We start from the raw sequence: 22,665 nt of genomic DNA, 5'->3' as shown, positions 1-22,665 counted from the left end.
CTCCTGTTTACAGGGGCATTTTTGAACAAAAAAACGTTATCAAAAATGCCATAACATGAAAAAAGCGAAAACTTTAACACCTTAACTATCAGTCACTTACAACAGACAACCATTCAAATCGAACTTCTATTTGACGTGGTGTGTGGTCACCAACTCAACTAACCAACAACTCAGAACGAATGATCTGAGTCCCTAATCAAAGCGACGGGAAAAACTGACAGCGAAAGACAAAAGCCGACCAGGTGGCGAATGAATCTGACAAACGAGGGATGCGGGGGAGCTGGAAATTGAAGGAAGAAAGCGAAAGGAAAAGCTAAAGGCCTTGCACCACCATGGTGCAAGGCCTTTTATTGAACGTTCATCTTAAAATAAACCGATTGGACTTTTTGGATGTATATTTTTCTGGCGTTTTCGGTGCGTTTGGAAAAACCCGCATTATACGCGCCGACGCTGTTCCAGTTATAACCATGACTAGAAAAATTAGAACTTAATACCCACGCGCCAAGATGAACATTAAAGCAAGGATGATAGATGTTTGTTTCATTCACATTAAATTCGGATAGTCGATCAAACCAATGGGAATTGATTTGCATCAATCCAAAGTCACGACTAACCACCTCACCGACTCTATTTTTATTTTCATTGTACGCGTTCGGATTTAGGCTACTTTCTACCGTGGCAATGGATTTTAAAAGCTGTGGGTCGACATTATAAAATCGCCCTGCCTCATCAAAGCAAAAAGCCCAACTGAAACACGGCGATAACAGCGAAAGATAAAGTAATGGTTTCATCATAAAAAAGAGCCCTAATAATAGGACTCTCATTTTATGCCATCCCATTAAGATATCAATATTCACAAGGTAATAAAATTGTGGTCACGCTGCGGTCACGTTCAGTTATTATCCAAACCGATTGATCACAAATCGTATAATTCGATATCACTCTCTCGCCTGTTTTGGTTGCTTCGTCATTGGTGATTTTATCTTCAATGCAAGTCTCTCCCCAATTTCCACTTTGGTGACACTGCAAATAAATCGACAGATTAACACCGACATGACTATCTAATAACTGCTCAATACCATTCGTATAGACCACTTTACCTAACGAAAACGGCACGGCCGTACACATGTAAAATTTTGCTTTCGTTTCTTCTCTATCTTGTGTAGCATTCAGAATGTTCATTAAATCTAACTCCGATGTAATTGAACATGCCTTGATATTTGAGACAGCAAATATCAAGGCGCTTTAATTTTCACGCTTAATAAACGTCTTCCGTTTTACGAATATGATTAAACACTTCATGAATTTCATCGTAAGTGATGCCATACCCTTCGAGCTTTTCCACACAGTCACAAATATCATTGGTGTAGAAACACTCATGATTAAATAACTCACGACGAATGATCGCCTTTTTCCCGTTCTCTTTGATATCTTCGGCGATCCCTTCTTGAGCGATGGAATCTAAACGAGTCATTAATTGCTTGGCATTATCAACTGGGCAAATTAACCCCATACCTAGTGATGCGTGTTTCACGCTATCTTTTTTTGCCTCATCGAACTGTTGATTAGAAAAAGCAAAGAACGCCCCAGCATCATTAAAAGCCTGAGTTTGTTTGTCTTGAATATAGTGTGAGAGATATTTCATTATTTAAGTCTCCATTTTATAACTAAGGGGTATCAAGTCTTTATACTTCGATATATTGATGGCTATCTGTCACCCATCCCATGACGACAGCACGACTATTCAGCCCTACCTTATTTGTTTCAGTAATCACATGACCTCTCGCGATGCCTTGCCCCCAATACGGCTTATTGAGTTCTGTTTCTGGGAATAAAACCGTCAGTTCTAGCCAAACACTGGAATGCCTGGCTCTTGCTTTTACATGAGCGGCAACCACGACAATATTTTCCACAGATGTTGCTCCTGATAGGGCAAAATCACGACTTAGCCCTACTGGGTTCACGCGCTTAGAGATATCATTTTTTGGTGAGCTTTCGTGCTCCAGCGGCGAAACGCTGGTCACTGAATTTGAATTAGAGAGAGTTAGGTTTGAATTTTGTTGCGCCATGAGGATTTTCCTTTTGTTTGAGTATCACTTTTCGGAGCCGCTTGGCTGTCCGCTCTCTCACCATCGTTCTGCTTTGCAAGGGCGCGCAGCGTTCATTTACCCTTGCAAATCAGGTTGTGGGGAGAGACGGTTAACAGCCTGCGAGCCCGTAAATGATGCGAGTGAAAGGAAATCGGCGCATAAGAAAACAAGCCTTACTCGAACTTATTCAAAGGCAGGGAAAGCAACGAGGAGGAACGACGAGGCGCAACGAACGCAGTGAGAGAAGTGCGTTCAGGATTGCAGCGATATCCTTTTAGATAGGGACTGTAGAGAGGCACATTCTGGAGCGGCACGCAGTGACTCACCAGGGTGATGCCACTCTTAGGCCATAGATGAAAGATACAAGCGAAAAGCCTTGCCCCGTAGGGGTAACGCCCAATCCAAGCCCTTATTACGACGCTGTGCTTCAAATCCGCTTTAAACGATCATCATAAAAAACTCGTCAATTGAGCCCTATCAGCCACGCAACCACAAATTGACATCAATACACAGCAATACAATCAAGCATCGAGTCAATGGGCGTACTGTGGTACTGAGAGCCGTTTTGACGACCGCTTGCGGTCGAGCCTTTGGCTCAACCTCTTTTAGCGCAGAAACCCAAGCGTACACAGCAATCACGAGGTAAAAAAAATGCCTCTAGGATAAGAGGCATTTCAGAAAACATATTTGAACATTAAACGTTGATATGACTACCAACCCAAAACGCGGCACCGGCTACCGTCGCAATCATCGCGAAGGCTGTTGCAATAATGAGGTTTTTAAGGGAACTCACTTCATTACGAACCGTATCGATTTTATCTGAAAGCTCATTGCGAACCGTGTCGATTTTATCTGAAAGCTCATGACGAACCGCTTCGATCTTCTGATCGAGTTCTTTACGCGTATCATTTAACTGCTCTTGAGTGGCAGCATGAGCGGTTAGGTTGATCAGCTCTTCAACGCTTAATGTGACTTTGCTTGATTCAGACATAATAGAAACCTTATTTAGTTGTCTTTAGTTTACTGCATTACGTTACCGAAGTCATTCACGCCAGAATAGGCGTGAATGAGAAACATTTTTCACCAACTAATGGCTATATCCAACCACGCTCCGCAAACGACACCACATCTTCAAAAGACACAACGAAGTGATCGAGTACTCGAATATCAACCAAGGCTAACGCGTCGGTCAGTCGTCGAGTAATACGTCGATCGGCTTGGCTGGGTGTGGCATCACCGCTGGGATGATTATGATAAAAAATGACTGCACTTGCATTTGTGGCCAGTGACTCCTTGACCACTTCACGCGGGTAAACGGATGCGGCGTCAATGGTGCCGTTAAACATCTCTTTTGTGCGTAAAACTCGATGCTGACTATCAAGAAAGATCACCCCAAACACTTCGCTTTCATTGGAGGCGAGTGAAGTCTGACAAAATGACTTCACCAATTCAGGGGAGTTGAGTGGCGTCTGCTCTGACACAAACAACTTAGATTTTAAAATGCTCGCGGCATGGTTCAAGATATCTTTTTCTTCTACAGAGAAAAGGCTGTGATTAGAGTAGTTAGCAAGTACAGACATAATAGATCCCTTTTAATATTTAAAGTCGTGATGGGCGGCGCTCAGTCCGTGTTATTGGCCATACAAGCTAGTCAGAAGGTCTTTCGCTATTTCTTGATGCTTAGCGGTCGTTTCAACGTTTCTCTCTTCTTTTTTCGCGTAGGCATAATCTTCTCGCATCTGTTTCACAGTCGTCACTCGGTCACATACGCTAATGCTCACCCCTTTTCCTTTCTGGCTTTCCTCCAAGATCAAAGAATCGGTATAACCAAACTCCTTAAGTAAAATCTCATGCACTTTGACCGCTCGAACAGTCGAATTAAAGTCAGTGGAATTTACCCAGATAAGTCCTTTTGAAACCGTAGCTGAAACAGTCGAACGAACTGCACGTTCAACGACCTGACAGGAGATATCATTTTTTGGTGAGCTTTCGTGCCCAGCGGCGAAACGCTGGTCGCTGAACATCGATTTAGAGAGAGTTGGGCTTGAGTGTCGTTGTGCCATGAGGAGTTTCCTTTCTGTTTGAGTATCACTTTTATGGAGCCGCTTGGCTGTCCCTACCTCAAACAGGGTTCTTCTCTGCAGGGGCGCGAAGCGTTCATTTACCCTTGCAGAAAAGGTTCTGATTGAGGAGGGTTAACAGCCTACGAGCCCCATCAAATGATGCGAGTCGAAAGGAAAATCGGCACATAAGGCAACAAGCCCTTACTCGAACTTAATGGATGTCAGTGAAAGGAGTGAGGAGGCACGACAAGCGGCAACGAGGAAGAATGACGAGGCGCAGGCGTTTAGGATTGCAGCGATATCCTTTTAGATAGGGACTGTAGAGAGGTACATTCTGGGGCGGCACGGAGTGACTCATCAGGGTGATGCCACTCTTAGGCCATAGGTGAAAGATACAAGCGAAAAGCCTTGCCCGAAGGGTAACGCCCAAGGCAGGGCTTAATTGTTCTAGGAAGAGACTAACTCTCCTATCCCCCAAGTTCATTCATATCCTTTAAACTAGCTCTTTATTTTCATCCTGGGACGATGAACCATCAACTAATTCAATGATTTTCTACAACTCATCGCTCTTAATCGAACCGTTATAATTAGCCTATACCATAGCGAGTACCATTTGATAAAGCACATCAGTTCTTAATGTGCCGGCACGACTACCAGACTATTCATATCGTTTACACATTTCCATATCAACGCTTTTACTGGCATTGAATCGAACTTGGATAGGAAAATCATTCATGATTAGCATCAACATTGATGTATTCAGCTAAACATTTAGCAATTTCGCCGTAAACACTCGTCCGGTGAGAAATCACCAAAATACGTTGTAGTCATATATCGATACTAACCCTGAAGAATAGACACATAATCCTTCCATACCCGCGTAAGGTTTGTGCTAGTCCAATTTTGCATGCAAAATCGAGTGTCGCTTTAACGCTCTTTGAGTTTGATAGAAAAGAACGTTAAAAGAAGTAAAGAAGGGATATCGCTCAAATCAATCTTGAACAATCTTGAACAATCTTGAACAATCTTAAATTCAGATCGTTTAACTTTTGCATCAATAGCTCGGTTATATTTTTCAAGATGCTCTATCTGCACCTTGTATCTTTCATCGACTCTACCAACAAAAGCCGCATCGAGCTTTGAAGTCAGATCAGCTAGTCTCGCTTTAGGTTCATTTATTGGCTCTCCAGAATACGTCCAGGCACCGAGAATCCAAGTAATCACGCGTTCTTCTAGCTCTCGTTTAAGAGTATCAACATTGTAATGTTTCATCCGTCGGCAATGCTCTTCATCAGGAGTTACCACACCACTGTAATCCCCAATATCAAATTCGTTGATACTAAGCGTAAAACCAATTCGTAGGTCATTCAACATGCATAATAGGTAGAAGTGATTTCTAGAAAAAGTCGTGAGCGGGTACGAACCTGAGCCTTTAATGTATGCAATGGCAAGTTTCTTGGCTAAAGCCTGTCTAGCGTCTTTAGCTCGTTTTTTTTCTTGCTCATCTCTAAGTCGTTTCTCTTTAAGGTGAGTGAACTTATATTTAGCACTATCCAGGGCTTCTCTAGCTTTTTCGATCGCTTCAATTTCTTCATCACTAAACAGCGACTTAGTGTTTCGGTCTCCTAAAAGCTCCTTGGCTAAACCATTACTTAAACGCGTGAGCGCGGTTTGCTTTTTCTTGGCTTTATCTGAATCCCAATACTTGAATAGTTCTTCGTTCATAACTTAACTCCTAGAATATTTAATCAACCGAAAACACTTAACCCTTTGTCGGATATACGCCAATAGATTTTGGCCGTATTTCTTTGGTAGCTATCACCAATAACGACTTGGCCATCTTTATCTAACACTCGTCGCTCAATAAAACCCGCATCGAGTAGGAGATAGAGCACCTTATGGGAATTACTAAGACTCGGCACATCGAGCAGTTGCTCTTTCAGTGAATTAGCCTCATAGAAAAAGGTTTCATCATCTAATTTCAATCGTTCGACCTTGTCATTATCCAAGTTGTGATGACAAAGGTTCATGATCGTTAAAAGCTGAAAACAAAGTGATTGTCTAGGTAATTGAGAAAGCTCATGTAAGTGCTTAATTCTTTGTTCATATGAAAAAATCATGACGGATTCTCTGTTTATTTTATTGGTGTCATTGACTGCATCGACGCGCCCAATCTTCGCTCATTGATTCTTGGTCTGTGAGAAGTTTGGATTTAGTCTTCTCAAATAGCATACGCGCGCCAAGTTCTCAGTCTTCACGTTGTTCTTCTACATTATTTAAAAACGCCGCAACTAACGTTCAGTTATTCGTATTCGCCGGAGTTCTCATTTTTTGCTTGCTTTGCAAGTTCTAGCCACTCGCCTAATAACACTTTCCAACTTTCATTGATTGGGTAGTCATTCAAGAGAAGAAAGCGAGCTGTAATAGCTTTTTCAATATCAGTATTTGGCAACCAATCAAGCTCAATCAACAAGTCAAAGGAGGCTCTACAAGCCCATTGAGGAGCGCGACTTTCAATAATCCAAGATTTTATTACTTCACCTGGAGGGGGGGGCCTATGAGCAACATAGGACCGATCGACGGCTCTAGTCGTTATTTGTTCAATGGCTTGAGTAGCACTGCCTTCGAAATGTAATGAGTACAACTTAATTAGGCTGGCTCGATGAGTATTCACTACTTGAGCCAACTTTTTTTTATTAGTGGACATGTTCTATCGAGTGATACCCAATCACTGCAATATCTCTGGCTGGTACTGTCAATTTCCCTGGACTAGAATCGAGTACAATAACTATTTGGCCACTTTCGGCTTGGCCATTGAGATCAATGAAGCCTTGCTCCCCCTCAAACGATATTCTTATTCCATTATTTTTCGGGGTAGGGGTAGCACCTGATACTTTCGTTTGAGTGACTTCATTTAAAGACGCCTCATTTGTTACTTCTTGATGCTCAGGGGAGGGTTGTTCTTCATCAGCTTGCTTTGATTTAGCCTCTTTCTTAGAAGCCTTTAGGTTTTTTACAAGCTCTTTAGCTTCTTTACGTGAAACAGGAGATTTAAGAAGTTTCTTTGTTTCTGCCTCGCTGAGTTCTGCTGCAATACGTAGAGAGTTGACGGTATCGACATCGCGGATAATGCCATTGTGATAAGCAAGCTCAATATAAGGAGGGCATTGAGCTGCCTTTCGGAAAGCGCTAATACGAGACTCTGATAAGCTCACAACATTAGCTAGATCTTTGTTCTCAACAATCCCTTGCTCTTCCATTAGCAGCTCTAAAGCGCGGCCAGTTTCAAAAGGAGTAAGATCGTTTCTATGAAGGTTTTCTGATAGTTGCGCTAACACTGTTCCCGGGTCACGCACCAAACACTCTACGTGAGTGATTTTATCACTCAGGTTGGCCGCTCTCCAACGACACTCACCCACTTGTATTTTGTAGCCACGAATATCTTTATGAGTCACAACAATGGGTTGAAGCTGGCCAATATCGTCCATGTTTTTAGACAGATCTGCAATGTACTCTTCATCAAAGAATTTGCGTACCTGTTCGGATGAATAGATGTCCTCTTTAGGGATCAGAACAACGCTCTCACCAGGTTTTATCTCGTTGATTTCTTCATCGAGCAACGATTTAGACTTATTGCTCATTAAAGATTTAAAATCTTTTTTACTACTCATGACAACGCCTCCGCTTTCAACTCAAACTCTTGCATCAAAGCATTGATATTGATGTATTCAGCTTTTTTAGCGTCGTACTCAATAATGCTTTGCTTGAACGCTGAGGCTTCTGAAACCCTAGTTGTATGGATCACCTGAGTCTTGAATACCAGGTCGCCATAATCCTCAGACAACTTGGTAGCGAAATAATCTTGCAATTGAGTTGGGACTTTTTTCACCATGTTTAGGTACATACCTAATACAGATACATCCAGACCATAAGTACTTTTGATACGCGCTACGGATTTAAGGATCTTCGATACACCTTGAAAACTGTCTTCTTCTGCTGTGGTAGGAATCAATAAACCATCACACGCGATAAGGGCCGAGTATTGCAGGTTTCCAACAGAAGGGGCGGTGTCGATAAATACGTAGTCGTATTGTTCAGCCAGTTTATTTATGTTTTGAGCAAAGAAACCAATTTCATCATTTGTACAGTTGTTAAGACTGCTGATGTTGAAAGTAGCACCAAAGATATGAAGATTTGAATTGAGTTCGACTGGCTCACCATAGAACTCTTCATCGAAAAATGAAATGACATTCGCCTCACCGACTTTACGAGTGATAGAGGCGGGTTTTGCTTTGCTCTCGTCATTTTGGTCAAAATACTTATCCGTCAAATTACATTGCGGATCCATATCTACAACCAACACTTTTTTACTACGCACATGAGAAAAGTAGTAAGCCAAGTTAACAACCGTAGTCGTCTTACCAACTCCACCTTTTTCATTACCGATCGCGACGATTTTACCCATTAGTATTACTCCTTTGAGACTGGCGTTAACGCCTGATTACAAGGTTAATAGTACGGATAAGCCACTAAAAAGTCAATAGGAAAAAACAAGATTTTGCATGCAAAATTGATCGGTCATAATTTACACAAAACTTCAGGGGTAACTACCGAATAACTTATGAGATCTTTTACCAAATACCAATTATCGTGATAAGCCTCTCTAAGATGTTAACGCTACTTTTCTGATAAACTAAGGCTTCAGTTATCTAGATAGAATAAACTCATGAGTCGGAACCTTAAACACTATCAAGCCCTTGATGAACTTGTAACAAATTCACTTCTCGGACTGTATTGCACGATGAGTCAGCAAGGCGGATTTTGGACAACTAAAAGAAGAAACGAGCTGTTAGTAAAGTTCATCAAACCAAAAGTAAAGCGCCCTCAGTTTTCGACATGTAAAAATGAACTAAAGACAATGCTCAGTATTGGCCGCAGTGGAACAGGTAACCTTGAAGAAAAGCTATGGGATATCAATCGACTGAATCTCGAGTATCAAGCCAAATTTTCACAGGCTGACGAACTCTATATCATGTTAACGGAGTTATTTGAGCAGTATCAATTCCCATCGATGCTGGAAGATATAGAAAAAGAGATTGAACGAGACACTCTCTACATGAAAGAAAAAAGCGTAGAGCAAGGATTTGATGAAGACAGCAATCAAATAAAGCCATTGGCCATGACAGTGAAAACCCATCGGTTGAAATTATTAATTAAAGCACTGCAAGCCAAAGGGATTTATCGCGTTGAAATTGTTAGTGAAGATAAAGATGAAGTCATTCACCTTTTACTGCATCGTGAGAGGTAAGGGGACACTACTAAGGAGAGTGATTACTTCTATAAACATTTTGCTCTTAGTTAATATGCTCACGAAAACAAGCACATCTAGTAAGAGCAGGGGGGCTCTAGTCTATTTTTTTAACAATAAGAATAGATACCGTAGGGTGGTGCTCTACAACTTTTATAACACCTCCACTGCTCCCATTTTCATGATCCCAATAGACTGTATCGCCTTTGCCTACTGGATTAGCAAAATACGCAATAGTCCCTTCTGAACGCTCTACATCTTCACTATCTTGGCTAACTATTATGAAATACTTAAATTTGTCAGTCATTATTGTTTTCGCTCACGTTAAAGATTCCAAAAACAGTGATTAAAGCATCAACAAACTCACCGGCTTTAACTTCACCAAGAAAACACGGCTTGAAGGAATCTGTAACCATATATTTTTTCTTAGCAGGAACGTAGACCATCGAATCTGGATTAGCCGCTAAATAGTCTTGAAAGACCTTACTCACCTTTTGACGGCCTAAGCCCAAATGACGGTAAATATCTTTACTGGTAACGTGACCATTGAGCATTAGCTTTGCATCAATCAATTTTAATACAGCATCATCAAGTAATGGACGTGACACGATTTTTCCTCGTTAAATAATCTCAAGCTCAATTCTACATTGGAACGATTTCGTAATGAGTCCATCAGATATAAAAAGTTTAAGACAAAGCAATACTCACTCTAGTATTATAACTCATTAAATCAAATGCTAAGAGGTAACTTGTGCATATTCAGGAAGGACATTGGGTTGTAAATATTCAAAATGAACAAGGAAGCATGGTTAGCTATGATTTAACACACCTTAAAGATAAGGGGTTTGTTATAGATGAATTCGAAACAGAGTCAAAGCATTTAATCAAACTCAATATAAACATTGTTCCCACAAACCACCTATACAGTCGCGCATTTGATCAAGACAAAGATAGCATTCAAGCATTAGATCAAACAGGCGAGCTTCTTAGAAGATATGAACACTACTCTAACAATTATAGAGCAGTAACCCAAGAAAGAACTCTCAGCAATGAATTGCGCGTTTTTTGCAATGACAAATACACAGAGAACCGAAGCTTTTTTCCTAGTTTTATCGACTTTCTAAAAAGCAATCTCCATAACATTTGTGTCTTACCTCATTCGAAGAAAGGAGATCACCGAAAAACACTTACAGGGCTTTTATCAGTAGAAAAAGATAAAAACTACATAGTACTTTTCACACTACATAAAACTAACAACAAAAACATCAATATGTTTTGTGAAACAGCATTCGTTGTTACAGATGATGATTTTCGTGCCAAAAAACTAATCACACCAGATGATACAAGTAAGCCGTTTCTAGTTTTGCTTAAAAATATTCTGTCTGGAAGAAAACCATTTGAAGGGAAAGCTAAAAAAGCAGCGAAGAAGAGTTACAAGAAGAAAAAGAAAGCAAAAATGAAGGCTAAAGATCAAGACGGCTCTTCATAACCGCTAGGTTAGAAGAGCCATTGATAAAGTTCCGTGATCCCTATTGAAAGAAATGAATCTTTGTTTATCCATGTCTTGCATGGCGCTACCATCTGAAATTATAAGATATGATGTATCACCATCTTATCCCTAATACAGTATATGCATAAGCTTACTAAGGCAGCGGGAGGTAGGGTATATATGGTAAGCTGTGCTTTCCAGTCAATCCGAACGATCCTACTCTTACTATCATCGATTCAATCAGTTCAAATCGATAATCAAAAGATAACCAAATATTACTTACATGTCAATAAAAAGACCCTGTAAATAATTCTGTGTAACTGATCTTGGTTACAAGTATTCAGTTAGTCGGTCTTCGAACATAATCATCAAGATCAGAAGGAGTCTTGATTGTAGTGGGTGAGTTGCTTTGGCCAATAGATAAGAGGGTTTGCAATACCTCAGATTATCCGTCAACTGCTAATTTAGTAAAGTCACTGACCACATTTATGTCCAGAGGTATGCCAACGCGACTATCGCAGGCACGTTTGTTTCGTCTACTAGACAAAAGCCTCTCAGGTTGAATTTTTACCCGTGGCACTTTCTAACTCGAAAGTGCCCCAAAACGTTCTAGAACCCATCTAGATCGTAATAGAACTAGCTAATGTGTAAAGCAAACACATTACTTTGAAAAAACTCCCGTCCGCACCCAAGTATACACATCTCCAAAAGTTATTACTTAGGGAGAGTTGTGACATTCTTATATATGAGCTAAGTTGTTGGTTGCAAGGAACTTAAAAAAATCTGGGCTTAGTTTTTTCATGGATATCAAGGATGGTAATATGACTCCAAAGTCAATAATTTTATTTGGACTACTTTTTAGCTCTTTGAGCGTACAATCTGCCACTTATACGGTAACAACAAGTAGTGATCAAGGCATGGGCTCACTTCGAGATTTCATCGAAAAGGCCAATGCTAATCCTGGTTTAGATACTATCGAAATACCGGCTTCATATAATGCACAAGCACCTATCTCGCCTAATTTGGGTGAAGTCCCTTCAGGTCAAACCGACAACCGAATGACAATTACTGATGATATTATCATTCGAGGATTAGGCGATGATTATGTCCACATTAATGACCATCAACGCTGGGTTTCTGATACTGGCTCATTTAATACTGGTTATCCGAATGATCCTAACAATCTGATTCTAAGATCATCTGGTCTTTTATTTGACATCAATCCTCGAAATACCGCAGGGCGCCCCATTGATGTCACCATTGAAAATGTGTGGGCAGAACACATGTCAGGTTTTATCTTTTCCGATAACGCTAATGTAACACTCAATAACGTTATCCTATATAAGATAGTGCCTAGGCAAGGAGAGGCATCCATCATGTCTACTCAAGATGGCATTGTTACAATAAAAGATTCATTTATATTCGAAAATCTTGGCCCAAGATCAGCACCTACCCTTATTTTTAATAGTAATGTTTTTATTGAAAATACGGCTTTTGAATCTAATGGACCATTGGATGAAAACACAGCGAGTCATGTTATTCAAGTTAGTCAAGATAGTTCAGGCAGCACAACGGCAGTCATCAAAGATAGTATATTTAAAGGCTTATTTAATTCTACTTTTAGATTTAATGAAGCTGATGCACAAATTATAAATACTTTATTTGATGGAAGGGATGCTAATAGAGGTTGGCCAATCTATGTCAATAAAGGAAAATTGACGCTAACCAATAGCACGCTGTATTACCCGACTATTACTAAAAATGTAGACCCTGCTACTTACAAAGCGACCCATATAGAGTTAATCAATAGTGCTCAACTTATAGCCAATAACAATCTACTCATTACAGTCGATGGTGTAAATAATGTTGGCTCTGCAATTTATCCAACAGATTGGGACGATACAACTATTTACCCATTAGCAGAGAACAATGATAACTTTATTTCGTCACCTGGTGTCGATGATACCCCTAACACTGGCCTGTCACTTGCAGGGTGCGTTACAACTAATTGTTTCGTTCCAAACACGCTTTCAATAGCCCTTGTTGATAAAGGCGACGACGATAAAGCGCTATATGACGATGGTAGCTCAATCACATCAGATTACCTCAAACAAACCCGCCCGCAGGGGTTGAGAATCGACATTGGCGCATTCGAAAAACATGAATCTCTTTATGCTCACCCAGATAGCTATGAGGTTGATCAAGATACTAAGTTGATTGTCTCTAGTCAAAATGGAGTGCTTAAAAATGATACCAATGAAAACTCAGCACCCGCTGCATTAGACCAAGATGCTTTGTATGGAAGTGTCACATTGAATGCTGACGGTAGTTTTGAGTATCAACCTGATGCTGATTATTATGGCAATGATGAATTTTATTATTCAATCAATACTAGCCAAGCAAAAGTATCAATAACAATTCTCTCCACAGGTTGGACTCTTATCCCTAACAATGCTGCGCCAGTTGCTAATAATGATAGCTACTCACTTTACGCAGACAGTATTGATACTATTGTTGCACCAGGTGTGTTGCTTAACGATACAGATGACGCGAATACACAAGCTCCTTTTTATGCCGATTTAACTGCGCGAATCTATAAACAACCAATGCATGGGTCGGTAACACTTAAGGAGACTGGTGAATTCATTTACACGCCTGACGCTGGTTTTATAGGCGATGATAGCTTTGAATATGATGTTACAGATATTGGAACAAGACATAGTTACCCTGCTACCGTTAATCTTCATATTCAAGCCGGTGTTCCTTATGGGGGGAAGGTTATCGCGGGAACCAGCAGTGGTGGTTCTATAGGGTTCTTAAGCACGCTGCTATTGACGATACTCGCACTGTTTAGACATCAAAAGTCACTTGCCGTTAAAGTGGTCGTCCCACTATTGTTAAGTGTTTCTCCTTTCGCTCATTCTGCAGAAGAGAATAACGGAATATATGTAACAGCTAATCCTGGGATTTCATGGTTAGAGCCAGATACTGACCACAACGCGTGGAGTCAGGAAAGTAACAGTCAGTTTTCTTTCGGAAGTAGCTTAGGGTACCAATTTGATAATAACGCGAGTATCCAGTTTACTTATCGTTGGCTAAATAGTGTCGATTTGAAAGCAGAACATACGCAATATAATGATATGACGGTCGATTACCAACATTACAGCTTTAACTTTGTTTATCGAGTTACGCAGCTTTGGGGCGATAAATTCGCCCCGTACTTCAGTTTGGGCTTAGGTTATCTTGATGCAAGTTCGAACCACGCGGAAGATTTCGAGGTGGAGGATAATGTTCACCCCAACATAGGCGTCGGCGTGAATGTATTGGACTTTGGTCAAATTAAGTCAGATCTACAATGGCATCATTTAGCAGGTGATGTTGATACCCTCGAACTCGTGTTTTCTTATTACTTCAAGTAATTCAACTAAGAACAGTGCTTTTAGCTGTTCTTAGCCAGAGCTATCAGTTAGCACCTCTTCATACATAATTTAAGGGTATTACGGTTGCTCCCTGCGATGATTTGGAATTGTTCATCAATTGGGAGCACCCAGTATCTGACCTTTCCAATCAATACAATGCAATGAGTTAAGGGACTTTTACACTTGCATTTATTCATGACTCGCTAACTTAGCAAAGGCATTAACAAGCTTCTGTCCAGAGACGTGCTTGACCTCTACGGTGATAGCACTCATTGGGACAAAAGCGATGTGAGCCATCAAGCGAGTTAGTTTTCAATTTCTTTTGTTTATATTTGCAAATAGTGACTAGACCTTAAAAGCTATCGATAGCTGAATCGATATGTTGGTTGTAATGCTCATAAATATCAATTTCATATAAATGAGATAAGATTCACTAATCTGATATCTAGACAAAACTTTAAGCCCCCTTATCTTGAATGTGGTTTTTGTTACCCCGTATATTCCATTGTGAGACTGATGGCACACTATATGTTGTGTTTTTTCGGTCGTAATACCTTGCGAAGGTTACATTAATACTCATTTGAATAGAGAGGTAAACAATTGGCTAGATGCACAGCACCATCAAGAGGACATCGTTCAGCGGCCGCCGCAGCTAATTGCCCGGCATGTGGTGGACGCTATAGTCGTTATGGAAGTGGAGGTTACAGTTTATACTCAACCTCATCTTACTCTCCATCTCGCATTAGTAGTAGCGGAACAAGTAGCAGTAAAAAGCCAAGTTGGTCTAAATCAGGCTCTTCTGTATCTTATACATCCGCTCAAATTCAGTCTCTTACACCGATACGCGAAACAGTCGAAACTCGTGCAGCACAACAACCAGCTCTTCGAGATGTATTCTTGTGCCATGCATGGGGCGACCGTAAAGACGCAGCTAAAGAATTGCATGATTTACTTGAAGCAGCAGGTGTTAAAGTTTGGTTTAGCGAAAAGGATCTTGGACTTGGTGTGCCGATGATGCGCGCTATCGATAAGGGATTGGCCAACTCTCGAATAGGACTTGTATTGGTGACTCCAGCGATGTTGGAGCGGCTTCCAAAAGAGAGTGTCGCCGACAAAGAACTTTCAACACTATTAGCTGGCAACCAACTTATTCCAATTGTACATAACACATCTTATGAAGCCCTACGAAATATCAGCCCCATGCTAGCATCCAGAACAGGTTTGGATACTTCTGAGGATTCAATGGAAGTTGTAGCAGAGAAAATTGCCGAGTTGGTAGATATCTAATTCGTCGGTTGAATACTGCCTAAGGAAGAGCGTTCCTTCGGTGGGTAATCAATAGCCGTCTATTGGCTGCGATAGTAGCCAAACCTCCTGAACAACATAGTTATTAGGGACAAAGGTGCCTTAGCTCTATTGCTACAAACGTTTGAAAAACGAACTTAGTCACATTTCTCATGTGCGCTTGGTTGTATATTTGTTTTAGTTCAGGTGCAGAGCCTGAGCGTACTGCGAAGTCTAATTAAATATATGGAGAGCAATGATGGCTACAACAGGAGAAAAACCGGGTAAAGGTAGTTATACCTGTAAGAAATGCGGTCAACGAGTCGACTTAGATGATCATGATGATACTTTACCACCATGCCCGAAGTGTGCTCACACGGAGTATTACAAAGGATAATTGAAAGCCTGTCTCAATCAACAATGTATAATGTTTGACTCTGATTGGGACAGAGTATCTTAGTCGGAGTATTTCGGTTCTTGCGAGCGCCTGTTTCTAGCGCTCAGGGACAAGAGTGCCTTAGTGCGACTACTCTAAAACACTTCTGCCCCTAAATTGGTTTCGCCAAAAAGTCTACATTCACAGGTGAGCAGTGTTTGACCAAATAGAACTAATCTGGCACCCAGAACTCACAAAGATTGAAAAATGGGTGTTAGAGTGCTGTTTTTAGCTCAAAGCAACTCGATAATTCTTGCTCTATCAATCGATTTGAAGGCGTCATAAACTTACAAGGTGGTTTTAGAGAGTAATCCAATGGTTTATTACGAACCTTCGAAGAGTTAGGATGTTGCATCGTTTTTTATTAAAAGGAAATATTTTGACTCAGTGTAAATACCTCATTGATGTGGATTTTTTCTTACGTCATAATTTGACATCTAAAGGGTATGAATTAACCCATCCCGTAGTGTTAGACCAATACCCTCAGAATAGTAAATATGAGGCTCTTGAATTCTCTATCTATAAAAAGAAAGTTATCTATCGAAAGGGGAACCTTACACCAGATAGGCCCGGCAATTTTCTATCAATATGGAAGAGACCAGATGAAAATAGCACTGAATCTAGAAGAACCATGCCTTACGATAAGAATGATCTAGATTATCTTTTTGTTGAGGTTAATGATTACGAATCTTCGAAAAGAGGGATGTTTATCTTCCCTTTATCTGTTTTGATTAATAAAAAAATCATTACCTCAGATAAAGCTAAAGGTAAAATGGCATTCAGAGTGTTTCCACCATGGACATCTAGCCGTGGAGAGCTAAAAACAAAAGTGTTTTCCAATTCAGCAAAGAAAACTCAGCTCTGGCAAAGTGATTACTTTTTATGGATTGAAGATAATACAATCTTAGACTTTGAGAAATTCACCAAGATCTTCGGTAATTTAGCGTAATCGCACTTAGTGCGTACCTAAACCAATACTTTTGCTAGTGCTATGCTATTCATCGCACTAGCTCTTCACAACAACTTTGCCATACCTGTGATTATTCGTGGTTTGCTAATTTAGCAAAAGCACTGGCAAAGTTTTGTCCAGAGGCGTCATAGACCTGAAGTTTTACTCGTGGCACTTTTCTCAAAAAGTGCCAGCTAGCTCAGATCTGCCCCAAAATGATTTTGAGCTAAAACCATCAGCAAAGGATATAGGATATAGGATATAGGATATAGGATATAGGATATACTGAATGCCAAGTAAGGGATAAGAAAGACATATATTTTCATTCTATATTGGCGATAAGCTCACAACATTGGCCGCTCTTAATGTCGGCAAATGTTTTGTTAGGAGTGCTGGCGACCTCCATAATGGAAGCTATCTTTAGAGCTCAAGGCTCGGGGACGACTTTCAATCAGGCATCTAAACCGTGGCGAAGTAAGGCGATGAGTAGAGAGCTGTTGTTTTTCGAACAAAAATCATTGCAACTATTTCTTTTAAATCAATGCACTTATGCCTCAAAATTAAATGGCCAACAACCCTCTCAAATGCGACTCTCATCATAACCACTAGAATGCATATGGTGCTATATTTTCACTTTACATAATTATTTTGCACTCCTTTAGCGACAAACTCAACGTGCCTTTTGTGGGAGCAAATCCAATTAGAAGGTGTGTGCATGTTAATTCATCAATTAGAAAAAACTACTTTCTCAGAGTCAGTTGTCCGGCATGCTTTGTATTGGATGTCTCCTTTAACTACCTGGAAGCTGGCAGATGAAGACACACGGTGGGCCGTCCATTTTTCATCCCAAGATGAGGATATCATTCTGGAATTCGAACGCCTGTTGAATGACTATCTGCTTCGAGAAAAATTATCAGAGAAAACCAGTAGTTATTTGGAAGGGATTTCCGCAGCTGTTCTTAGCTCCGTTGAGAAGAAACTATTGAAATGAACGTACTGCCTTTTAACTTCGAGTTTCTTGACTCTGATATTGCGTTATTAACGAATCAGGCCGGGTTTCATGCGTACTTGAGCAGAATGGAACTCAATTCGCTGATAGATAAAAACTCCACCGATGATGCTGTCATCGATGAGTTGCTTGAAAGAAAGCTCTTTATTTGTGATGACGAATACCAATCTGCTTCGGTTAGCTCTCTCGCTTCGGGTATGTCAAAACGCTTAATGTCGGCGCTCCACTTCAATCCCATATTTATGATTGTGCCAACGCTAAGATGTGATCACACATGCCATTATTGCCAAGTGAGCCGAGCCTCTGTTAAAGCAAGTAACTACGACCTAGATCCAGACTTGATTCCCCTTTTGCTCGAACGAATCCGTTCCCTCGGAAATGCGCCATACAAGCTGGAAATCCAAGGTGGAGAGCCTCTTTTAAGGTTTGATCTCGTTCAAAAGATCTATCAGGAGGCGGCTTCTAACCTGGGGGCCGACCAGTTTGAGATAGTAATTGCAACGAGCCTTTCTCTACTGAGCGATGACGTTTTGACATGGAGTGAAGACAAACCTATTAATTTCTCAACTTCACTCGATGGGGGGGCGCTCACACATAATTCCAATCGAGTGTTGAAGGGTGGAAATTCCTTTGAACTGGTGAAACAAGGCGTTGAAAAAATTAGACGTAGGTTAGGTCCGGATAGGGTTGCTACCGTTACCACGGTAACCGAGGCGTTGTTGCAAAAGCCTGAAGATATCGTCGATGCGCATAGTGCTCTCGGATTTTCTGACATGTTTGTTCGCCCGATAAGCCCTTACGGTTTTGCCAATAAAGGGAATGCTAAGACGTACGATATTAAGGCGTTCATTGCTTTTTATGAACAACTCTTGAAGGTCTTAAATAGAAAGCGACTCGCAGGGGAGAGAATCATCGAACATTCTGCATTGATTCACCTTAGACGAATATTTAATGCGGATTACAGTGGATACGCAGACCTAAAATCCCCGAGTGGCCTAATCCTAAACTGTATCATGTTCAATTATGATGGTCGTATATATGGAAGCGATAAGGCTCGGATGCTTCAAAAAACCAACCCCGATATCGATTTTTCACTTGGAACCATTCAAGAGCCAGTCATCGAGTCAAACAGTCTGTACAAATCAATATTGTCTCAGTCTTTTATTTCTGTCCATCCGGGGTGTGCCTCCTGTGCGTACCAACCGTTTTGTGGCTCAGACCCTTGTCAAAACATTAGTGTTTTTGGAGAGCCAATCGGCGATAAGAGCCTTTCTCGATTTTGTCAGTATCACAAAGCAATGTTCACATTAATTCTTAAGCACCTATACGTAGAAGATGGCATTGGTGAGATGCTTAAGGAGTGGTTATATGAGTAACGTCATTCGACCCGATACCTTCTCGTTGGAAGAAGACGGATTTTCGACCCCAGGGTTTTATCAAATCCGCAAAGGTAAAGGAACGAGCGACAGTCGTTACTTAGAACAGATCTTCCTTGCAAAAGAGCAACAAGCGCCCCTGAATTCTGCTCGTGACGATTTTGTTGGTGTTATCACTCATGCGACCTTACATGATTCTGTAGATGATGGCGATGTGGTCAACATAAACCAGTTTGGGCAGTTGCGCGTTATTTTGTCGCGAAGAGCCAATCACAACACACTGCTTGTAACCGAGCGCTGCAATAACCTTTGCTTATTTTGTTCGCAGCCTCCACGAGAGGAAAAGGATGACTGGTTGTTGTCATACGGAGCGCTCGCTCTAGCCGCATTTGGATTTGATGGTGATGTTGGTATTAGTGGTGGGGAGCCACTATTGTACGGTGATGCTTTTATCAAATTTCTGGCGTTTGTTTCAGACCATGCTCCCAATACTCGCCTACATGTCCTGACCAATGGGCGGGCATTTTCAGATTTAGAATTTACTGGAGAGTTGGCTTCGATGGCTAGTCGCCTCGATATTACCTTCGGTATTCCTCTCTATTCGGTGAGAGGCCGAATTCATGATCATCTAGTTGGAAGAGATGGTGCGTTTTCACAAACGGTCGTTGGGATGATCAACGCTGGAAACTCAGGTATTAAGATGGAAGTACGCTTCATTCCGACTCAACACAACGCTAGTGAGTTACCACAAGTTGCCGAATACATTGCTCGTGTTTTTTCTGGTGTTGTGCAGTTGTCGGTAATGAACCTGGAAGCGACTGGTTGGGCTAAAAGAAACTGGTCAGCGCTAGAGTGCGCTCCAGAAGATTATGAAGACGCCCTGATAAAGGGCCTGTTGACTGCTGAAATTGCCGGGTTAAATCCGACGCTGTTTAATTTTCCACTTTGTCATTTACCTTCTTCAATCAGATCGTACGCTGTCAAATCTATATCAGACTGGAAGAACTACTATCCTAGTGAGTGTTCAGATTGTCAGTTAAAAGACAGTTGTGGAGGTTATTTCTCATCGTCTCGTGGAAAGTATCATGCATCACCAAGAAGAATAATATGAAAAGGAATTTCAATCTAGCTGCCTTACTACCAGGTTTCTTCGCTTTAAACTCAGGTGCCGACGCAGGTACTGCAGCGCCGGAGGAGCACGATGTTAAAGATGAATTTTTACTCGACAAGGTTGTGTTAGCGCCCCTAAATGAGGCTATTCCCCTATACATCGCTGCGCATCGGAGCCACAGAAGTCATAGTTCTCATCGGTCGTCCGCGGGGGCGACCTATAGTGCTCCAGTTAAAAAGCAAAAATCCCAACCCCTTACTCAACCTTCTACCCCGAGTTATACAGCGCCTGCAACCAAACCACCAGTATCTACTGTAGAGGAATTAGAAAAACGTAAGGAGCTTATCATCCGAGTTCAGTTCGCACTCTATACAAGTGGTTACTACAAGGGAATCATCGATGGGATTATGGGCAAGCAAACTCGTAAAGCATTAAATGCCTATCGAGTGGACAACAATATACCTGTCTCGCAAACCCTTGATACGGTGACATTGAATTCACTAGGGATTCTTGCGCGATGAAGCGTGTTTTTTACTTCGTTATTTCACTGTGTTGTATCGCCTGGATAGGAATCTATGTGGTTTCACCCGTGTTTGCATACTTCTATTATAAAAATCAGTTTATGGAGCAAACCGCTGAGTGCTCTCTGGCGATGGATGAGACTTGGTATATTGAGCAATTGGAATCAAAGACATTGAACCAAACAGCAAAAGTACATTTATTGGCGTGCCACGAATATGATAAAACTCGGAAGATCATGCTTGCAATGCGAGTACCAGAGTCTGTACTTGGTTACCTTGGGCTGGAGGCAATAGAGCTGCACCAACGCTCAATTGAACCATTGATAGAGCAACATAGGTTTAGGGAGAGGTAAATGAGAGCCTGGCTTCTTGTTGTGTTTGCGTCATTCCAGGTTAGCGCCATGTCTCTGGATGAGACATTAAGGGTAGCTATTCAAGCGTTTGAGCTTGAAGGGAATGTTTGTTCAAAGCCGTTGGTGAAAGAACCTTCGTATTTGGCAAATGTGGGCAAAGTTGTTTTTGAACGCCCAGTCTTGAGTGGGGATAAGGACACTACTTGTGCTAATTGCCATCTTGATAACAAGGCGCTCACTGATGGGCTACCTTTAGCGATTGGTGTTGGAGGGATAGGTGAAGGTGAGGAGAGGTTAGCTAGTGGTGGCGCAGTTGTGCCGCGTAACGCTGTTACTCTTTTTGCTCGGGGTGATAGCCGATTCAATACGTTCTTTTGGGATGGTAAGGTTCAAGCTATTGACGGACAGATTTTTTCACCCGTTGGAGAGGGGAGCTCGTTGGGCTTTGATTCTGCGCTCGCTGTCGCGGCAGTTTTACCACTGTTGGCTCGTGACGAGTTTCTAGGGACCAGTAAACGATTCAATACCAATCGCCATGTCGACCTAGTTGAGTCACAATACTATGCTGACAAGGTACCCGCCCAAAATACTTTCATTCAAGAAAGGTTACTCGAAAAAAATGATCCTGATGTTCGAATGCTGCTGGCCGCAATGGAGTCTGCCAACATACCTCCGGTAGACCTGACATTACCTATGGTTGGTAATGCATTGGCAAGCTTCATAAGGCAGAAGATCAGTGAGGATTGTACGCCTTCAGCTTGGGAACAATACATAAATGGCGATACGTCTTCATTGTCAAAAGAGCAAAAACGCGGTGCCATATTTTTTTATGGTAAGGCGCGTTGTGCTTCTTGTCATTCTGGGGACTTAATGAGTGATATGTCATTTCATTCAATTGGTGTTCCTCAGGGAAATCAAGGTCCCCACATGTTTGGACAAGATTTTGGTCGAGCACTGGTGACTCTGGACAACAGGGATAGATATGCGTTTAGAACGCCTTCATTGGTAGCGGTATCTAAAACGGCTCCATATGGACATAATGGTATTTTTCCTACATTGGAAGGGGTGGTTAAGCATCATATCAGTCCCATTTTCTACTATCGGGACCCGACAGTCTCCGATCAAATGATTCTCGATAATAATGAATCGTTGGACAGACGCAGTGAAATGCTACGCTGGATTAGAGTGGATGAAAGTGAGCTTAGTCAGTTGCTGACATTTCTGGATGCGCTGTAGAACTAGGTTGTTATAGGGGTT

General features: G+C 41.4%; 26 protein-coding genes. 12 read left to right on the top strand and 14 right to left on the bottom strand.

Annotated features, from left to right (window positions below):
- Positions 1–347: 347 nt before the first annotated feature.
- From BCU75_RS16335 to BCU75_RS16280, 12 genes are all read right to left on the bottom strand, one after another.
- The gene (locus BCU75_RS16335; protein WP_372315769.1) at positions 348–791 is read right to left on the bottom strand and encodes a lytic transglycosylase domain-containing protein; all 444 of its coding nucleotides are present in this window, start codon (positions 789–791) and stop codon (positions 348–350) included.
- A 55-nt stretch (positions 792–846) separates the two neighbouring features.
- Entirely contained in the window at positions 847–1,182 is a 336-nt protein-coding gene (locus tag BCU75_RS16330) for a type I restriction endonuclease subunit M (RefSeq protein ID WP_102466518.1), read from the bottom strand.
- Between the two features lie 76 nt (positions 1,183–1,258).
- A complete protein-coding gene (locus BCU75_RS16325) occupies positions 1,259–1,645 on the bottom strand; it encodes a DUF7659 family protein (RefSeq protein ID WP_102466517.1) in 387 nt (128 codons plus the stop codon).
- A gap of 40 nt (positions 1,646–1,685) precedes the next feature.
- Complete coding sequence (locus tag BCU75_RS16320) at positions 1,686–2,069, bottom strand: hypothetical protein (protein ID WP_102466516.1); 384 nt, start codon at positions 2,067–2,069, stop codon at positions 1,686–1,688.
- Between the two features lie 715 nt (positions 2,070–2,784).
- Positions 2,785–3,081: a hypothetical protein gene (locus tag BCU75_RS16315; RefSeq protein WP_016800122.1), complete on the bottom strand. Its 297-nt coding sequence runs from the start codon at positions 3,079–3,081 to the stop codon at positions 2,785–2,787.
- A 103-nt stretch (positions 3,082–3,184) separates the two neighbouring features.
- Positions 3,185–3,670, bottom strand: coding sequence for a RadC family protein (radC, locus tag BCU75_RS16310; protein ID WP_016799664.1), 486 nt, complete (start codon positions 3,668–3,670; stop codon positions 3,185–3,187).
- Between the two features lie 51 nt (positions 3,671–3,721).
- Positions 3,722–4,153: a hypothetical protein gene (locus tag BCU75_RS16305; protein WP_016799665.1), complete on the bottom strand. Its 432-nt coding sequence runs from the start codon at positions 4,151–4,153 to the stop codon at positions 3,722–3,724.
- A gap of 927 nt (positions 4,154–5,080) precedes the next feature.
- A complete protein-coding gene (locus tag BCU75_RS24625; protein WP_241904477.1) occupies positions 5,081–5,878 on the bottom strand; it encodes a hypothetical protein in 798 nt (265 codons plus the stop codon).
- A 23-nt stretch (positions 5,879–5,901) separates the two neighbouring features.
- A complete protein-coding gene (locus BCU75_RS16295; RefSeq protein WP_102466515.1) occupies positions 5,902–6,273 on the bottom strand; it encodes a hypothetical protein in 372 nt (123 codons plus the stop codon).
- A gap of 182 nt (positions 6,274–6,455) precedes the next feature.
- On the bottom strand, positions 6,456–6,860 hold the full coding sequence (locus BCU75_RS16290) for a hypothetical protein (RefSeq protein WP_102466514.1): 405 nt from the start codon (positions 6,858–6,860) through the stop codon (positions 6,456–6,458).
- Entirely contained in the window at positions 6,850–7,824 is a 975-nt protein-coding gene (locus BCU75_RS16285) for a ParB/RepB/Spo0J family partition protein (RefSeq protein WP_102466513.1), read from the bottom strand. The genes BCU75_RS16290 and BCU75_RS16285 overlap by 11 nt, the downstream gene beginning before the upstream one ends.
- Entirely contained in the window at positions 7,821–8,618 is a 798-nt protein-coding gene (locus BCU75_RS16280) for a ParA family protein (RefSeq protein WP_017098126.1), read from the bottom strand. The genes BCU75_RS16285 and BCU75_RS16280 overlap by 4 nt, the downstream gene beginning before the upstream one ends.
- A gap of 261 nt (positions 8,619–8,879) precedes the next feature.
- On the opposite strand from BCU75_RS16280, the gene BCU75_RS16275 reads away from it, so the two are divergent.
- Complete coding sequence (locus BCU75_RS16275; protein ID WP_102332448.1) at positions 8,880–9,461, top strand: DUF2913 family protein; 582 nt, start codon at positions 8,880–8,882, stop codon at positions 9,459–9,461.
- Between the two features lie 97 nt (positions 9,462–9,558).
- Here BCU75_RS16275 and BCU75_RS16270 read toward each other — a convergent pair whose 3' ends face one another.
- On the bottom strand, positions 9,559–9,768 hold the full coding sequence (locus BCU75_RS16270) for a hypothetical protein (protein ID WP_016787191.1): 210 nt from the start codon (positions 9,766–9,768) through the stop codon (positions 9,559–9,561).
- On the bottom strand, positions 9,761–10,069 hold the full coding sequence (locus tag BCU75_RS16265; RefSeq protein ID WP_102466512.1) for a hypothetical protein: 309 nt from the start codon (positions 10,067–10,069) through the stop codon (positions 9,761–9,763). The genes BCU75_RS16270 and BCU75_RS16265 overlap by 8 nt, the downstream gene beginning before the upstream one ends.
- Positions 10,070–10,212: 143 nt before the next feature.
- On the opposite strand from BCU75_RS16265, the gene BCU75_RS16260 reads away from it, so the two are divergent.
- The 11 genes from BCU75_RS16260 to BCU75_RS16205 all read left to right on the top strand — a co-directional run bounded on the left by BCU75_RS16260 (position 10,213) and on the right by BCU75_RS16205 (position 22,644).
- Positions 10,213–10,950, top strand: a complete 738-nt coding sequence (locus BCU75_RS16260) for a hypothetical protein (RefSeq protein ID WP_016787189.1) — start codon at positions 10,213–10,215, stop codon at positions 10,948–10,950.
- 821 nt (positions 10,951–11,771) lie between these two features.
- A complete protein-coding gene (locus BCU75_RS16255; RefSeq protein ID WP_016800261.1) occupies positions 11,772–14,369 on the top strand; it encodes an Ig-like domain-containing protein in 2,598 nt (865 codons plus the stop codon).
- Between the two features lie 600 nt (positions 14,370–14,969).
- The gene (locus BCU75_RS16250) at positions 14,970–15,656 is read left to right on the top strand and encodes a toll/interleukin-1 receptor domain-containing protein (protein WP_102466505.1); all 687 of its coding nucleotides are present in this window, start codon (positions 14,970–14,972) and stop codon (positions 15,654–15,656) included.
- A gap of 253 nt (positions 15,657–15,909) precedes the next feature.
- On the top strand, positions 15,910–16,050 hold the full coding sequence (locus BCU75_RS24855) for a zinc ribbon-containing protein (RefSeq protein ID WP_371715301.1): 141 nt from the start codon (positions 15,910–15,912) through the stop codon (positions 16,048–16,050).
- Between the two features lie 505 nt (positions 16,051–16,555).
- Positions 16,556–17,038 carry a MepB family protein gene (locus tag BCU75_RS16240; RefSeq protein ID WP_076649410.1) on the top strand — a complete coding sequence of 161 codons (483 nt, stop codon included), beginning with the start codon at positions 16,556–16,558 and terminating at the stop codon, positions 17,036–17,038.
- 715 nt (positions 17,039–17,753) lie between these two features.
- Entirely contained in the window at positions 17,754–18,029 is a 276-nt protein-coding gene (hxsD, locus tag BCU75_RS16230) for a His-Xaa-Ser system protein HxsD (protein ID WP_102466504.1), read from the top strand.
- The gene (gene hxsB, locus BCU75_RS16225; RefSeq protein ID WP_102474453.1) at positions 18,026–19,423 is read left to right on the top strand and encodes a His-Xaa-Ser system radical SAM maturase HxsB; all 1,398 of its coding nucleotides are present in this window, start codon (positions 18,026–18,028) and stop codon (positions 19,421–19,423) included. Before hxsD ends, hxsB begins: the two co-directional genes overlap by 4 nt.
- A complete protein-coding gene (hxsC, locus tag BCU75_RS16220; protein WP_016799682.1) occupies positions 19,416–20,534 on the top strand; it encodes a His-Xaa-Ser system radical SAM maturase HxsC in 1,119 nt (372 codons plus the stop codon). Before hxsB ends, hxsC begins: the two co-directional genes overlap by 8 nt.
- Positions 20,531–21,055, top strand: a complete 525-nt coding sequence (gene hxsA, locus BCU75_RS16215; RefSeq protein ID WP_102474452.1) for a His-Xaa-Ser repeat protein HxsA — start codon at positions 20,531–20,533, stop codon at positions 21,053–21,055. The genes hxsC and hxsA overlap by 4 nt, the downstream gene beginning before the upstream one ends.
- Positions 21,052–21,408, top strand: a complete 357-nt coding sequence (locus BCU75_RS16210) for a TIGR03982 family His-Xaa-Ser system protein (protein WP_016799684.1) — start codon at positions 21,052–21,054, stop codon at positions 21,406–21,408. Before hxsA ends, BCU75_RS16210 begins: the two co-directional genes overlap by 4 nt.
- Entirely contained in the window at positions 21,409–22,644 is a 1,236-nt protein-coding gene (locus BCU75_RS16205; protein WP_102466502.1) for a His-Xaa-Ser system-associated MauG-like protein, read from the top strand.
- Positions 22,645–22,665: the final 21 nt, after the last annotated feature.

It is taken from the genome of Vibrio splendidus (assembly GCF_002873455.1).
GTDB classification, from domain to species: domain Bacteria; phylum Pseudomonadota; class Gammaproteobacteria; order Enterobacterales; family Vibrionaceae; genus Vibrio; species Vibrio splendidus_J.
This window is presented reverse-complemented; position numbering and strand designations above follow the sequence as displayed.